Below are 15,567 nucleotides of genomic sequence, written 5' to 3' on the forward strand. Positions count from 1 at the left end.
CAATTGGACACGCACTTCAGGTACCGATTTTTTGATAAATCGTGAGCTGATTGCGAGTGTCAGGCCAGCGTTCCCTGACTCAAAATCAAAGATTCACCAAACGCACTCACAAAACTAACAATGATCCCCAAAATAGAGCCCTGCCAGAAACATTGCAATTCAAAGCGTCTGTTTTCTGCAACTACTTGCGATTCCACGACCAGCCCCGGTATACTCGATGGCATCAATATCCATCGATATGTTAGCTTGGTTATTACCCGCCCCCTCAAACAGGCGGCTCGGAATGATCTCCGCCAGATTATGAAGGATCAATCAGTGAAACAGCGACTCCCCCTCCTCACCCTCTGTCTGCTTACCCTCGTCTCTGTTTTAACTCAGCCCGGGCATGAGCTGTCAGCGAAAGACTGGCCGACTTATCTCATGGATCGGGAGCGTGCTGGTGCCACTACGGACAGCGTTCAGACTCCCCTGGTCCCTGTCTGGCAATACTCTGCTCCAAGTGCACCTCAGACTGGCCAGACCGACCCCGGCGAACGGGTCATCGAAGGCCACGATCTGGAATCGCGGGTCGATTTTGACGATGCCTTTCAGGTCGCGATCTCAGCAGGAAAGGTCTATTTCGGATCCTCGGTCGATCATCAGTTGCGTTGTGTTGATCTGAAAAGTGGACAGGTAGTCTGGCGTTTCTTTACCGGCGGCCCGATTCGTCTCTCCCCTACCGTCCATCAGGCAAAAGTCTATTTTGGCTCCGATGATGGATTCGTGTATTGCCTTGACGCAGCGACTGGAAAAGAGATCTGGAAACTGCGGGCAGGGCTGAACGAAGAAATGATTATCGCCCGTGGAGAAATGGTCTCCCGCTGGCCCGTCCGCACAAACGTACTGATCGACGAGGGAATCGCTTACTTCGGTGCCGGCATTTTTCCCCATGAAAATATTTACCTGTACGCCGTTGATGCCAATTCCGGAAAAGTAATCTGGAAAATCGATAATCTGAGTCAGACCAGCGCTGGTCGAAATGAACTCTCTCCCCAAGGCTATATTCTGGCCAATGACGAATTCCTGTTTTTCCCCTCTGGTCGTTCTCTTCCCGCTGCCTTCAATAAAAAGACAGGGGAACAGGAACACAATCGATCTTACAGTTGGCGCAGCACCGCGGGTGGTGTTGTCGGCGGGACTCAGGCACTGTTAGCTGATGGTCAGATCTATTCGATGGGTGCTCACCACATTCTTGCCCTGACTCAGGATGAAGGCGACGTGGGCTTTGCCTGGATCAACGGACAACAGATGGTTGTCAAAGATGAATACGCTTACCTGGCTACAGATACGAGCCTGTTGAAAGTCAATCGACTTGAGCATGCAAAAGGTTCTCAGAAGGCCCACGCTAATGAAATGACCATCAACGGTTTGTTCCGTAAACTTCGCAGCCTCAAAGGCGACAAAGCCACAGCGGCCCGGGATCAGATCAAGAAATTACAGGAAGAAAATAAACAATACACTCAAGCAGGAGTCATCTGGGAGAAGCCAATCGTTGCCCGTGACTCACTGATCGTGGCGGGAGATAAAGTCATCGCCGGCGGTCAGGAGCAGGTGCTGATTCTCGAAGCCGATTCCGGCAAGGTCCTGCAGACATTGAAAGTCACAGGGAAAGCTCGAGGCCTGGCTGTTTCTGATGGTCAGCTGGTTGTCAGCACATCCGCTGGCGACATCATCGGTTTTGGTTCCTCAAGTACTCCGACTGAAAAGCTGACGGAACTCGATACAGTCTCAACAGAAAACCCATATGCGAAAAATACAACATCAGTCCGTTACCAGCAGGCTGCTCAGGACATCCTGAAGCATACGGGAGTCCAGAACGGCTTCTGCCTGGTTCTGGGTGCTGAAGAAGGACAGCTGGCTTACGAACTGGCCCGCAACTCAAAGTTGAAAATCTACTGTATCGAACCCGATGCGGCCAAAGTTGCTGCGGCCCGGGAAAAACTGAGTCAGGCAGGCTACTACGGACATCGGATCACATTCCATCAGACCGAACTCTCGCCGCTACCTTATTCACACTACTTTGCAAATCTGATTGTCTCAGACACACTGCTCAAAACAGGAAAAGTCCCCGGGATTCCCCAGGATGTCGCCACGCATGTCAAACCGCTGGGAGGCACTATCTGTCTGGGAACCCCCGCCGACCCGAAATCAGCAACAACAGATTCAGCCAGTCTGACAGGCTGGCTCAAAGATACCGGCCTTACCGAAACCGCAGAGATTAAGACTCAGGATGGCTACGCCCTGCTCATCCGAAGAGCCCTTCCAGGAGCCGGCAGCTGGTCACATCAGTATGCTGATCCGGGAAATACCGCCAGCAGCAAGGATCAACTCGTCAGAGGTGGTCTGGGTGTGCTCTGGTTTGGCGACCCCGGTGAAAAGAAAATGGTAAACCGCCATGAAGGGGCAGTAGGTCCTCTGGCAATCAACGGCCGCCTGTTCATTCAGGGTGAAAGCACCATCATGGCCTTCGATGCCTATAACGGACTGTTTCTCTGGGAACGTGAAAACCCCCAGGCCATCCGTACCGGTGTCTTTCAGAACCAGAACCCCGGAAACCTGGTCGCCAGTGAAGACAGCCTGTTCTTCATGATGAAAGAATATTGTTATCAACTGGATGCTGCCACGGGAAAAACGGTCACTAAGATCCCCCTGCCCGAGCAGTTCAATGATGGCAAGCACGAATGGGGATACCTCGCCTACCAGGACGGCTTGTTGTTCGGTACCGCGACGACTCGCCAGGAACTCGCTGCCCGGCAGATCCGCCGCGGTCGCAGAACTGAAGATTCAACGGACGCCGTTTTTGCAATCGACGTCAAAACAGGTAAACCTGCCTGGACCTATCAGGGCAAAAGCATCGCGCATCACACCATCGCCATAGGTCCGGAAGCCGCATATTTCATCGACAGCTCCATTTCCAGCGAGCAGCGGGCAGAGATTCTCCGTCAGGACAAATCGCACCTGAAAGATTTGACCGGGAAAGAACGGGAAATCGCAGAAGACCGCTTGAAAAAACAGGACCTGCGTTTAGCAGTCGCCCTCGACGTCAAATCGGGCAAAAAACTCTGGTCCACCCCAGTCGATGTGACTGACTGTAGCGAAATTGGCATCGGGGGCGGAAAACTTACGTTGCTCTATCAGAACAACGTTCTGCTGCTCTGTGGCGCCAATGCCAACGGTCATTACTGGAAACAGTTTATCGCTGGCGATTTCTCGCGACGTCGACTCGTTGCTCTGAATGCAAACGATGGTGCCCTTCTCTGGAAGAAGGACGCCAACTACCGCCATCGTCCCATCATCGTGGGTGACAAGGTGATTGCCGAACCCTGGTCCTACGACCTCTACACCGGCCTACAGCACATGCGGAAACACCCGCTGACCGGCAAAGAAGTTCCCTGGAGTATCATGCGGGAAGGACATCATTGCGGCATGCTGGCCGCTTCCGAAAACCTGTTGATGTTCCGTTCCGGCTTCACCGGCTTTTATGACCTGGAAAAAGATGCAGGTACCCGTCACTTCGCGGGCCATCGTACGGGTTGCTGGATCAACGCGATCCCAGCCAACGGTCTGGTCATGATCCCGGAATCGAGTGCCGGCTGTGTCTGTCTGTTTTCAATCTCTTCCACCATTGTGCTCGAACCGCGCGAAGAACGAAAACACTGGACTATTTTCAGCTCGGTCGGACCGAAAACACCAGTCGATCATATGGCACTTAACATGGGAGCCCCTGGCGACCGACGGGATGCCCGCGGAACTGTCTGGATGGCATATCCGCGTCCGACCCCGAGTCGTGAAACAGGGCTCGACTTCAAATTTGATATCAGCCCGAAATTCAATAGTGGCGGTGGGTACAACAGCCTGAATGAAATTACTCATCCCGTAAAAGAAGCAGAACCTCCCTGGGTCTATACATCTTGGGCACGGGGATTGAAAGAATGTACGATTCCGCTGCTGGGTAAAGATGATGCACCTGCCAACTATGCGGTGCAGCTCTCGTTCTCGGAACTGGAACCCGTCTCTGTGAATGACTCTCAGGCTGCCCCCCTGTTTACGATTAAACTGCAGGGTAAAGTGGTACAGAAAGATTTTAACCCACACGGAAAACAGGGCATCCAGGTTCGGAAATTCGAAGGTATTCCAGTCAAAGACAATCTACATCTTGAACTGGTCCCGCAAAACGAAGCGGCAGAGCAGATGCCGGCCGCGTTAAGTGGAATTGAAATTATCCGCACAGATTCATAGACTGAATTCAGTTCAATCACTGAAGTCAGTTCTCTGAATCAAGCGAGATTACGTGAAATCCCAACACAAGTATCAATACCTCGTCGTCTTTCTGACGCTGACTGTAATCGGTTTCAGCAGGCTGAGTTCAGTTCATGCCCTGGAATTAACGCTCGAACCGCCGGGAGATCGTGAATTCGTTCGCGATCTGGCCGGCATGATCGATGAACCGACCAAGAAACAGATCCAGGAGATCTGCGATAAGCTGCTTACCGATAAGGCGACGCCGATCATTGTTGTCACCATCGATTCGATGGCCAAGTACGGCGGCGCTGATATGCGGATCGAAACGTTTGCTACGATCCTTTTCAACCAGTGGCAGATCGGACACGCTAAACTGAATGATCAGGACTGGAACACCGGCATTCTGTTACTGGTGTCTAAAGATGATCGCAAGGCACGCATTGAGCTGGGAGCCGGCTGGGGGCGGGAAGACGATGCCAAGTGCCGTGAAATCATGGACGACTATATTATCCCCCATTTCAAACAGGGACAGTTTTCACAGGGAATTCTGGCGGGCGTCGAAGCCCTTGATAAAATGGCGCGCAAGCTGGCAATGCCTGCCAAGCCACAATCTGCCTGGAGCTACGTCATCATCGCAGTTGTGATTGGGCTGGCCATTTTTACCATCGTCTCTTTAATCCGCCGCGGATCCAGTGGCTGGGCCTGGCTATTCTGGGGCGTTATCTTTGCGGTGATCGGCACGATTCTCTACCAGATGCTCACCAACCGGGGAGGTGGAGGAGGCGGTTTCAGTGGCGGCTCATTCGGAGGTGGCTTCTCCGGTGGTGGCGGTGCCACCGGCTCGTGGTAACCAGATCGTTATTCCCCAGTTTCCAGATCGAAAGCTCATTTCCATGCAGAGCGCATTTAACTTTTTAACCGGAGAACAACAGAAGCAGGTTGAGCAGGCCGTTGTTGATGCCGAGGGTAAAACATCCTGTGAGATTGTCCCCGTACTGGCAACCACGTCAGGTCGCTACGATCGTCCGGAGGACGTTGTGGGGCTCTGGTTGACCGTTATCACAGCACTGGGCTTCTGGTATTACTTTCCCCGGGTTCAGGGACCGGCAGGTGACTGGGGTGGTTTACCCGTCGTTGTCGAACTGATTCTGGCAGCCCTCGCGATGGTCATCGCGTTTATTCTGGGAGCGATTGCCGGAAGCCGCATCGGCTGGCTTCGTCGTCTGTTTACACCCCGCCAACAGATGCAGGATGAAGTCGCCGCTCGTGCCCGGGAGATCTTTTTCGATAAGCGCGTACATCATACCGAAGGGGGGACCGGAATACTCATCTACATCTCCCTGTTTGAACATGTGGCAGTAGCACTGGCTGACCAGGCGGTCATCGACAAACTGGGGCAGACTTTCATTGATCAGATCTGCCAAAAACTGACAGCAGGTCTCCACTCAGGGAAGGCAGCTGAAACGATCTGTGAAGTCATTCGAGAAATTGGCGACGAGGCAGCGACGCCCCTGCCTCGTGCCTCAGACGATAAAAACGAACTGCAGGATACCCTGGTTCTGATTGACTGACAAAGCCCCAAGGTAGACAACTGATGTAAGCCATTAAATATTCGTCAGTTGCAACTTAACGGCTGTCGACTTCCTCGGAAAACTGGTATAATGTCAGTAGTGAGCTGTTAAAACTAAGCAAGAATCAATCTGACCCATTGATCTTTGTTTTCAAGATAATGATCCAAAGTAAGGAACCATGACCATGACTAACCGCAATCGCATGGAAGAACTGATTGGTGCTCTGCAACAGCAACGCGATGAGCTGGCCCTGAAAATTCATCTGGGAAAGAAGGAAGCACAGGACGAGTGGGAGCAGGTCACCGGTCGGTTTGATAAACTGAAAGACGATTATAAACCGATGAAAGATGCCGTCTCGGAATCAGCGGGCGGAGTAGCAGATGCGCTGTGGAATGTCGGCAAAGAGATCCAGGAAAGCTTCCAGCGAATTCGTAAGTCACTCTGATCCTGATTTATTCAGGTAATGCTTTGAGCCAGATTGAATTCAGTCGCAGTCCCTGAATCCCCTCAGGGGCGGCGGCACGAATTGTAAGCTTCTGTTTTCCCTGAGACAGATCCAGTGTCCCAGCTATGTTTTTCATGAAGACATTCTGACTGGTCGTCATGGGGAGCTTACAACTCAGACTCTGATCCCCCGCTGTCAGAAGCAGAGTTCCGCTTGTCGCGGGTTCTGAACGATACCCATAGCTGAGTTCGACCTCATAACGGCCTGGCTTTAGTACGTCCAGCTGCCAATGAGCGGTAGTCTTGTTGGATTTCCAGCCATCTAGGGTATCCCAGTCATACCCGTCGAACGAATACTCGAGTCCGTCACCATCAATGATGGCCCAGCTCGGCTGTAACTCGACGACAGTTTCCGTAGGATCTCCCACAGGTATCGCAGCCGGCTGATATTCCTGCCCCCGGGTCACATCATCGAACCAGCGGTGAAACTCATTTCGCAGGCGGGAAGCCTCTTCGGGGTATTTCCGGGAGACGTCCTTGGTCTCACCTGGATCTGCTGTGAGGTCATACAACTGACCAGCCGGCTCCTGCTGTTTCTTTTTGCCTTGAGGATCGTGTCCTACCAGCTTGAACCGTGGACCATGAATCGACCAGCGATGCCAGGGGTTCGGTGTGTAACGGTCCCAGGTGTGATACAGGTACTCGTGAGGCGACTCACCTCCCCCCTGCTGCATGAGAGAGAGGATGGATTTTCCATCAAGGTCAACACCTTCGGGAATACTGACTCCCGCCAGTTCGCAGAACGTGGGAAACAGATCAATCTGAGCCACCAGCGCGTCGGTCTGTTTTCCTGCTGGAATCTGACCGGGCCAGCGGACGACGAAAGGCACTCGAGTCCCCCCTTCATAGGCACTCGCCTTGCTCCCTTTCAGGCCCGCCTTGAACGCCTTACTGACGCCTCCATTATCGCTGGTATAAATCACCAGCGTCTCTTCATCCAGTCCCTGTTCCTTCAGCATTTTGAACAATCTATCGAGATTTTGATCGATGCGTTCCACCATTCCGTAGATGCGTGCTTCTCGGAGAGGAAGCCCCTTGGCGAGGTATTTCTCAATCAGCTTGTCCCCCTCGGGTTGACCGAAGTGAGTTGTATCCAGGAGAAAGGGGGAGTGTGGTGCATTGAAGGCCAGAAAACAGAAAAAGGGTTGCTGCTGGTCGCGTTTAATAAAATCGATCGCCGCTTCGGTAAACAGATCCGTAACATAGCCGCGCGTTTCGACCGGTTGCCCGTTTACCACCACCTGATCGGGGTTGGAATAGCGTTCGATATGACCATGGTAATGACCGAAGAAATGATCGAAACCCCGCCGGTGCGGCTGATATTGAGAATAACGTCCGAGATGCCATTTTCCGAACAGCGCCGTTCGATAGCCGGCTGATTTCAGAACCTGTGCGATCGTCGTTTCATTCCGCCCCAGCGTATCACCACCAAAGCGGGTGTTATAAAGTCCGGTCCGCAGATAATGTCGCCCTGTCATCAATCCGGCGCGTGTGGGAGCACAAACCATGTTTGCATGGAAGTGTGTGAACGTGACCCCTTCCGCCGCCATCTGTTTTAAAGCAGGCGTTTCAATGTGAGGGTTACCAGCAACTTCCGTGTCCCAGTATCCCTGGTCGTCGGCCATAATCAGCAGGATATTGGGGCGCTTGGTTGGTTCCTGTGCCTGGGCATCATTCAGAGACATCAGACAGCTCAGACCCAAAACCGCAGTCAGGAGGAAACGTCGTATTTTCATGAAAACAGCCTCAGTCTTGGTGTTGAGTCGCGATTGCGGTTCATGTCTGTTTCAGACAGTTCTCCAGATAGGCGCGAGAGCGGTTGATCTCAGCCGTCACCTGTTCCGCGGTAGGCAGAATCGGAATTCCGCGGGGTACGGGATGCATGAAGATTTCGGTTCGTCCCTGGTAGTTGATCTTTTTGAGCGCTGCGAGAACGGGAACAAAATTCAGATCACCGCGACCGGGCAGTTGCAGTAGTTCCTGTTCCTTGGGCAGTTTCTTAATACAGCCCATGCCGTGTTGCCAGGCCTGGAAGTGCACGAGCCGTTCATTCAGATCTTGAATCAGCCGGGCCATCATCTCCGGATCCTGTTCCAGATGATAGGGAGCCAGCGCGATACCGAAGTTTTTCGCTGGCAGCATTTCCATCAGCCAGAGTTGTGTATCCGGATCATTGATTAATCCACCGCCATGATTCTCCAGGCCGACAATGACGCCCTTCTCGGCAGCAGCATCGACATGCGGTTTCAGCTTTTCGGCAAACTTTTTAATCGCTGCTTTGAGTTCGGCTCCTTTCAGACCTTTGGGGCCACCGCTGTTACAGATCACCATATCACCGCCCAACTGCTTGACCAGGTCCATTTCGCCCTGCATGTTGAACAAGCCGTACTTGAAACAGGTAAAACTGCCCAACTTAATGTTGTATTGATCAAACAGCTGCTTTGTCTTTTCGACGCCCAACTCGTCAATCTGTTCGCGCTGGTTCCCGTGCCGTTTCGCCCAGATCTCGAGATATTGCGCTCCGGTTTTAGGAGTTTCCTGCAGAATCGTTTCCAGGGGGAGTGTCCCATACATGCAGGAGGCAACGATGTAGTTCAGTTGAAACGGCTTTGGCGTTTTTTTCGTCCCCGCAGCCAGAGTGTTGCCAGCCAAAGTAGCTGCACAAGCTGTTCCCAGCAGTTGTTTATTAAAAACGCGACGAGTGATCTGTTCGTGCATCGGTCTGTCTTTCTAAAGTTCTATTTCACCAATTGATCAGGATACCACGCGGTCCCCACCTTTAAGGAACGGTACCGCCAGATGCTTGGGCTGACCGGTTTCCGGATCAAAAATTGGTTCCGGTGAATATTGGGTGACGTACGCCCGACGCATTTTATCGGTCGTATTCGCGCCACTGCGATGGAAGGTGAGAGAACTGAACACAGCCAGGCTCCCTGCGGGAACGACTGCAGTGACTCCCGGTTCCTTACCGAAGTAGCCGGTTTTGTCCCCGGTTTCAGGATCCCGAATGTGCTCCACTAAGGAACGGATACCAACCTTCGAAAAGGGTAACACATCAACGGTTCCGTTTTCCACGGTCATATCATCTACGGCCGCCCAGACCGTCACATAGGGACGATGATTGAACCCCAGGTAGCCAGAATCCTGGTGCCAGGAAAACTTGATCCCCTTCTCCGCCGCTTTGACAACGTACTGATCGTAAAACAGATACGCTGTGTCTCCGATGGTGGCCTTACAGATTTCCGCCATCAGATCGCCAAACACATACTCAGTCAGACGTGGCGCCTGATCGTATTTTTTCGCGATGTGGTAACGTTTGCCTCGATGGCTGATATGAATATGGTCTGTTCCCAACCGATCCATTTCCTGATGCATCAGATCGATCAGATGAGCACAGGAATCCCGAATGATCTGCAGATCCTCTTCGGGGATGACCTTTTCCAGAATAAAATATCCCTCTTCCTCAAACTGCCGTTTATGCTCTTCCGTGATGATCCCTGTGGAAACCGACATGATTGCTCCTGGTCGTAGAAAAACGGGACAGGCGAAACTTGTTTAACGCTCAACTGACTACGGTTCAGGAATCAGTGATTTCGTAACCTTTTCTCTGCTCACGTTTGAGCCACGTGTTGGCTTCGTCATCTCCCACAAACAGTTCCTGTTCGGGATCCCAGGTCAGCTTACGCCCCAGGCGTTGAGAGATATTGCCGATATGACAGACTGAAACCGAACGGTGCTGATTCTGCACACTCGAGATCGGAGTTTCGCGAGATTCGATACAGTCGAAGAAATTGCCCATGTGATTGACAATCGCATCCAGTTTGCCCATCCGGGGAGGTCGGGAAAGATTGTCGTGAGCATAGACATTAAACTTTTCGCGGGGCAGCGGATTCTGCTTCAGATCCTCGACGGGTTTACCGGCGATCGTCCCGCGGTTTACAAACATTCGTCCCTCGTCACCTTCAAACATGACGCCGGTTCGTCCGGTGTCATTGACTTCCAGAATCACCCCGTTGGCATAGCGGGCCTTCAAATGGTAGTCGAGTGCAACATTATAACCGTTTTCGACATTCGGAAATGTAGCGGTCCCTTCGATATCCACAGGACCAGTATCCTGCATCCCGGCTCCCCACTGGGCGATATCAATGTGATGCGCGCCCCAGTCGGTCATCTGGCCCCCCGAATACTCATACCACCAGCGGAACGTATAGTGACAACGTTCCTTGATGTAAGGCACATCGGGAGTCTGCCCCTGCCAGAGATCCCAGTTTAAGACTGAAGGGACAGGCTCCGGTTTGAAGGGACCACCCGTTTTGTTTTTACTGAGCGTGACGGTCACCTTCTTCAGGTTGCCGATGCGTCCGTCATGTACCATTTCGACAGCCTGACGGAAACGATGATCGCTTCGCTGCCAGGTTCCGACCTGTACGACTGCGTTGGTATCTTTGACAACCCGGTTCAGGATCTTACCTTCATCTACGGTCAGTGTGAGTGGCTTTTCACAATAGACGTCTTTCCCGGCCCGGCAGGCATCGATCAGCATTTTAGTATGCCAGTGATCGGGTGCGCCGATCGTCACGACATCAATGTCGGCCTTTTCGAGCATCTCACGGTAATCTTCAAACAAAATCGCTTTCCCGCCAAACTGCTTGCGGGCCTTCTGCGCGATCTCTCGATCCACGTCGGCTATCGCCACGATATCGCCATATTCCTGAGCCTTATCTGCGATAACCGATCCCTGGTAACGCATACCAATGGAACCAATCTTTAAACGCTCATTCGGGTTCCGCGACTTTTGAGCAGAGCGTGCCGTATTTACGAATACGCCCGGTGCCAGACAGGCGAGTGGCAGACCGGCTGCAGAGGTTTTCAGAAATGATCGACGTGTCAGTTTCCGTGAAGTCATTACACTCTCCTGTTGCGCTGGCAAGATTGGTTATTGAATTCAAATCAGAACTGGCTCTGGGCTTCATCCAGCATTTTCATCCAGGGCCCCATATAGTGTCCGTGGTCATGGTAGGTACGACCGCTGACAAGATTCCCGTCAATCACACAGGGCTCATTAACGAAAATGCCGCCACAGACTTCCAGATCAAACTGGCACTTAGGCACAGTGGCCATCCGACGTCCTTTGACACACCCGGCCCGCGCTGGAATTTCTACTCCATGACAGACGGAAGCGATCGGCTTTCCGGTTTCGAAGAAGTGCTGGGTGATGCGGATCAGATCCTCGTCGTCGCGAATGTACTCCGGCGCACGTCCACCACTGAAGAAGATACCCAGGTATTCTTCTTCTTTGATATCTTTGAAGGCAATATCTGCTTCGATCGAATACCCTTCCCATTCTTTGGTGATGGTCCAGCCCGGTTTGACTTCATGCAATACCATCTGGTACCGCCGTTTTTCGGGAGCTGCGACGACAGGTTCATAGCCTCCCTCAATCAGGCGATAGTAGGGATACAGCGTATCGACAGTTTCTGTGGCATCACCAACGATGATCAGCACTTTGTTCATTCAAGTCTTTCCTTTTACGTAAAATATGATCTTCGAACGGGAATTAATTTTACGAGGGATCCCCTCCCCGTCATTACGGATTCCCATAAACATTATCAGGTTTTGCGTATCAATTCACAATTGTGACCTGAAAATGTTCCGGAATCCTGTCAGTAAAGCGTTATTTCAGTGCATTTTAGAACGATAGGAGCCCGGCGTTTCCCCCAGTTTCTCCTTGAATATCGTGCTGAAATGCTGCGCGTGACGAAATCCGACGCGTTCTGAGATCTGTGCCAGAGACAATTCGGTCGATACGAGCAGCTCTTTGGCCCGTTCCAGCTGATTGCGGAGAATCTCTGCTTTGGGAGAACGTCCAATGGCCGCTTTCATCTGTCGTTCCAAAGCGGTTCGAGACAGCGGAACCTGTTTGAGAATATCCCCCACCTGAATTCCACGACAGGCATTTTCGCGTATAAACCGCAGCGCCATGGCCAGTTCCGGATCATCCACGGCGACGACATCAGAAGACTGACGTGTCACAATTCCCAGGGGATCAATCATGAACGGTTCTTCCGGGACTGGCTCCCCCTGCATCAATCTGCTCAACAACGCTGCCGCCTCGTAACCAATCCGGGCTGAGTTGAAGGCCACACTCGAAAGTGGCGGCCGGGCCATCATGCAGAGGATCTCGTCATTTTCGACGCCCACCACGGCCACCTCATCGGGAACCGAGATTCCCGCCCGGTCACAGGCATCCAGCAGCCAGAAACCGAGTTGATCGGTACATGCCATGATCCCCACCGGCTTGGGGAGACCACGTACCCAGTTTGCCATCTGTTCCTGGTGCTTCTCCCATTCGCGAGGGGCCTCCGAATCTTCTGCCGCGGAAAACACACTCACTTCGTAACCCGCCTGCTGGATCGTTTGAATGTAATTGTCCCTGCGTTCTTCAAAATAGACTTCGATACCGATTTCATAGACACCGAAGTGACGAATCCCGCGCTCGAGAAAATGCTCAGCAACCAGACGTCCCATGGCCCGGTTATCGATCCCCAGAAACGGAAAGGCATGCTTAAGCTTCGTCGACCGCAGTTCAACGGTGGGAATCCCGGAAGCGGTGATCGCGTCGGCCATTTCCTGGCTGGTCGTTCGACTGAGAATTCCATCCCCTTTCCAGCGGGAGAGCCAGTCCGGAATCTGAGAATCCAGGGAACGGGGCATCAGAAACACAGACCACTCTTCATTCTCAGCGATAAACTGCCGAATGCCGTTCAACAGCCCGCGCCCATGGGAGCGGGAGGTTTCAATCAGCAGTGCTACGTGGGGAATAGATGAGGAAGTCATGTGATCAGCAAGCAGATGTTGTCAGCGGAATATTTCAAGAAGGAGTCAAAAGACACTTAATCTTTTACCGGAACGCCGAAATCTATTCAATCAAGATCGAAACAGTTCAGATGAGATCGTACAATAGGCTTCAGTATCTCAGCCCCGGATTCTCTGAAGAAAAGCGACAATGAAAGGCTTTTGGATTGTATAAGATTAAACTGGCTCAACCGGGTCATTTTCTGGATGTAGCAGCCTTGGACCGTATCGCCTGGCCCGACGAGCCGGACACCTACATTCCCGATGGTGAGCATGCCTGGCGACTCTGGTGTGAGTATGCAACGGTTCTGATTGCCGTGGAGTCGCAATCAGATCAAAGAGAACTCGTGACAGGGACGCTCTTAATGTTTCCTACTAATACCAGTGAGATTTTTCTTCACAAAATCATGGTCCACCCCGATTATCGCAGCAAGGGAATCGGCTCGGCCCTGATGCAGCAGGCACTGCAAGACGCACAAGACGTCGTTCTGCTGACCGTGAATCCGGAAAACACCCCCGCAGTCAAACTCTACGAAAGCTTCGGATTCAATGTTCGTACCCGGGTAGAGGGCTACTATCGCCCACATGAGCATCGTCTGATCATGGAATTCCAACCGACCACTTAAACTTCAGGCAGGAACAACCTCAATGAATCAATCAGAGCGGGCACTCATCCTCGGAGCCGGCATCAATGGCGTTGCGATCGCCAGGGAACTGCTACTCAACGATATGCCGGTGACGATAGTCGATCAGGGAGATCTCTCACAGGGGGCGACTTCCAAATCATCTCGCTTGATTCATGGTGGACTCAGGTATCTGGAATACGGCGATTTTTCACTCGTAAGTGAATCGGTTCACGAACGGGGCATCCTACTGAACCTGGCTCCCCACCTGGTTAAGCCCCTGCGTTTTGCAATTCCCCTGTCTCATCGGGCATCGGGAATTCCCTCTTCCGGGCTGCGGTTTCTGAGTGGCTTCCGTGTGCCGGGTGTCCCCTGGCTGACCTCGCATTTGAATTTCTCTTCAGAACGCGGACTGTACCTGGTCAACATCGGACTGACCCTCTACGACTGGTTCGCATCAAAGGGAAATCTCCCCCGTCATTCCGTTCATAATGTCGGGGAAACGGGACTTCCTCAAATTAATGCGTCCAAATTCCGCTGGATGGCCTGCTATTCTGATGCACAAATGCGATTTCCCGAACGCTTCGTCGTCGCGCTGCTGCATGATTGTCAGCGTATTGCCCGTGAGAAAGGCATCGAATTCGAACTGCTGACCTACCACCAGGTCAGACTGAAAGAGCGGACCGCGGTGATACGAAATCTGCATGCGGACGGGCAACCTGAGAGGGAATTCGTTCCAACCGTTATCGTCAACGCATCGGGTGCCTGTGGTGATCTGACGCTGGAACAGATTGATGTACCGTCCCCCCGTCTGATGGGGGGAACAAAGGGCAGCCATATTGTTTCGTTTCACCCTGGGTTGCGTGAGGCGCTAGGCACACAAGCCGTCTATTCCGAAGCCAGCGATGGTCGACTGGTTTTCATTCTTCCCTTTGGTGATTCCACTTTGATTGGCACGACCGATGTTCGCGTGGAGGGTAATCCGCTGGATGTTACCGCGAGTCCGGAGGAACTGAAATATCTGGTTGAGATGGTCAACATGGTTTTCCCCAAGGTTGAACTGACCCTTGATGATATCAACCTGCATTACAGCGGTGTGCGTCCTTTGCCTTATCAGCCACAAGGGAAAGCCGCCTCGATCTCTCGGGATCATTCACTGAAAGATTACGAAGGTCCCTTTGGCTGGATTGTCACGCTGGTCGGAGGCAAATTGACCTCCTGGCGGGCCTTTGCCGAAAAAGTTTCTGATCGGATCCTGCGCAAACTGGGAAAAAGTTATTTCTCACAATCCAAAACCCGCCTGGTTCCTGGAGCAGAAGGCTACCCGCAGACAGAATCCATTTTCAACGCGGAGCTGGATCGACTTGCGGAAAAATACTCGTTGCCCAGAGACAGCATTCAAGCTCTCTGGACGCTGCAGGGAACCTATCTGGAGGAGATTCTCGATTCTCTCCCCGATTTTTCCCCGGAACTGATCCGGGGGACTTCGCTGCCACGCCAGTATGTCGCCTGGACCATTGAGCATGAATGGGCAGAAACTTTAGGTGACCTTGTCGAACGGCGTTTAATGCTGGTCTTCTCCGAAACACTCAAGGAAGAGACGTTACAGGATCTCGCAGAATGCCTGGTTTCAGCCGGTAAAGTGTTACCCGAGCAGGCACCTGATCTGATACAATCTTACAAAACGCACCTTGATCAATTTTACGGTAAAGCGGTTGTTACAACGTAAAACC

12 protein-coding genes are annotated in these 15,567 nt (G+C 52.3%); 6 read left to right on the top strand and 6 right to left on the bottom strand.

All coding sequences use genetic code 11. From position 1 onward, the window contains the following. Positions 1 to 315: 315 nt before the first annotated feature. The 4 genes from HG66A1_RS17065 (at position 316) to HG66A1_RS17080 (ending at position 6,297) form a co-directional block, all read left to right on the top strand. Positions 316 to 4,278: a PQQ-binding-like beta-propeller repeat protein gene (locus tag HG66A1_RS17065; protein ID WP_197996636.1), complete on the top strand. Its 3,963-nt coding sequence runs from the start codon at positions 316 to 318 to the stop codon at positions 4,276 to 4,278. Positions 4,279 to 4,330: 52 nt separating this feature from the next. Next, positions 4,331 to 5,131: a TPM domain-containing protein gene (locus HG66A1_RS17070; RefSeq protein WP_145186478.1), complete on the top strand. Its 801-nt coding sequence runs from the start codon at positions 4,331 to 4,333 to the stop codon at positions 5,129 to 5,131. Further along, on the top strand, positions 5,073 to 5,852 hold the full coding sequence (locus tag HG66A1_RS17075; protein ID WP_145186481.1) for a TPM domain-containing protein: 780 nt from the start codon (positions 5,073 to 5,075) through the stop codon (positions 5,850 to 5,852). Before HG66A1_RS17070 ends, HG66A1_RS17075 begins: the two co-directional genes overlap by 59 nt. A gap of 184 nt (positions 5,853 to 6,036) precedes the next feature. Next, positions 6,037 to 6,297: a hypothetical protein gene (locus tag HG66A1_RS17080; RefSeq protein WP_145186484.1), complete on the top strand. Its 261-nt coding sequence runs from the start codon at positions 6,037 to 6,039 to the stop codon at positions 6,295 to 6,297. 7 nt (positions 6,298 to 6,304) lie between these two features. On the opposite strand, the gene HG66A1_RS17085 is transcribed toward HG66A1_RS17080, so the two are convergent. From HG66A1_RS17085 to HG66A1_RS17110, 6 genes are all read right to left on the bottom strand, one after another. Next, a complete protein-coding gene (locus HG66A1_RS17085) occupies positions 6,305 to 8,092 on the bottom strand; it encodes an arylsulfatase (protein ID WP_145186487.1) in 1,788 nt (595 codons plus the stop codon). A gap of 40 nt (positions 8,093 to 8,132) precedes the next feature. Further along, on the bottom strand, positions 8,133 to 9,074 hold the full coding sequence (locus HG66A1_RS17090) for a sugar phosphate isomerase/epimerase family protein (protein ID WP_145186490.1): 942 nt from the start codon (positions 9,072 to 9,074) through the stop codon (positions 8,133 to 8,135). A 36-nt stretch (positions 9,075 to 9,110) separates the two neighbouring features. Continuing rightward, entirely contained in the window at positions 9,111 to 9,869 is a 759-nt protein-coding gene (locus HG66A1_RS17095) for a phytanoyl-CoA dioxygenase family protein (RefSeq protein WP_145186493.1), read from the bottom strand. Between the two features lie 64 nt (positions 9,870 to 9,933). After that, positions 9,934 to 11,262 carry a Gfo/Idh/MocA family protein gene (locus tag HG66A1_RS17100; RefSeq protein ID WP_145186495.1) on the bottom strand — a complete coding sequence of 443 codons (1,329 nt, stop codon included), beginning with the start codon at positions 11,260 to 11,262 and terminating at the stop codon, positions 9,934 to 9,936. 44 nt (positions 11,263 to 11,306) lie between these two features. Beyond that, positions 11,307 to 11,870 carry a DJ-1/PfpI family protein gene (locus tag HG66A1_RS17105; protein ID WP_145041660.1) on the bottom strand — a complete coding sequence of 188 codons (564 nt, stop codon included), beginning with the start codon at positions 11,868 to 11,870 and terminating at the stop codon, positions 11,307 to 11,309. A gap of 165 nt (positions 11,871 to 12,035) precedes the next feature. Further along, entirely contained in the window at positions 12,036 to 13,193 is a 1,158-nt protein-coding gene (locus tag HG66A1_RS17110; protein WP_145186498.1) for a XylR family transcriptional regulator, read from the bottom strand. 185 nt (positions 13,194 to 13,378) lie between these two features. On the opposite strand from HG66A1_RS17110, the gene HG66A1_RS17115 reads away from it, so the two are divergent. Together HG66A1_RS17115 and HG66A1_RS17120 are read left to right on the top strand one after the other, a co-directional pair. Beyond that, a complete protein-coding gene (locus tag HG66A1_RS17115; protein WP_145186501.1) occupies positions 13,379 to 13,837 on the top strand; it encodes a GNAT family N-acetyltransferase in 459 nt (152 codons plus the stop codon). Between the two features lie 22 nt (positions 13,838 to 13,859). Beyond that, positions 13,860 to 15,563: a glycerol-3-phosphate dehydrogenase/oxidase gene (locus tag HG66A1_RS17120; protein ID WP_145186504.1), complete on the top strand. Its 1,704-nt coding sequence runs from the start codon at positions 13,860 to 13,862 to the stop codon at positions 15,561 to 15,563. Positions 15,564 to 15,567 lie beyond the last annotated feature (4 nt).

It is taken from the genome of Gimesia chilikensis (assembly GCF_007744075.1).
Classification (GTDB): Bacteria; Planctomycetota; Planctomycetia; order Planctomycetales; family Planctomycetaceae; genus Gimesia; species Gimesia chilikensis_A.

Coding starts and splice junctions, on each gene's coding strand:
- HG66A1_RS17090 (WP_145186490.1), bottom strand. CDS start 9,074: ATGCACGAACAGATCACTCGTCGCGTTTTTAATAAACAACTGCTGGGA.
- HG66A1_RS17105 (WP_145041660.1), bottom strand. CDS start 11,870: ATGAACAAAGTGCTGATCATCGTTGGTGATGCCACAGAAACTGTCGAT.
- HG66A1_RS17110 (WP_145186498.1), bottom strand. CDS start 13,193: ATGACTTCCTCATCTATTCCCCACGTAGCACTGCTGATTGAAACCTCC.
- HG66A1_RS17085 (WP_145186487.1), bottom strand. CDS start 8,092: ATGAAAATACGACGTTTCCTCCTGACTGCGGTTTTGGGTCTGAGCTGT.
- HG66A1_RS17100 (WP_145186495.1), bottom strand. CDS start 11,262: ATGACTTCACGGAAACTGACACGTCGATCATTTCTGAAAACCTCTGCA.
- HG66A1_RS17095 (WP_145186493.1), bottom strand. CDS start 9,869: ATGTCGGTTTCCACAGGGATCATCACGGAAGAGCATAAACGGCAGTTT.
- HG66A1_RS17080 (WP_145186484.1), top strand. CDS start 6,037: ATGACTAACCGCAATCGCATGGAAGAACTGATTGGTGCTCTGCAACAG.
- HG66A1_RS17120 (WP_145186504.1), top strand. CDS start 13,860: ATGAATCAATCAGAGCGGGCACTCATCCTCGGAGCCGGCATCAATGGC.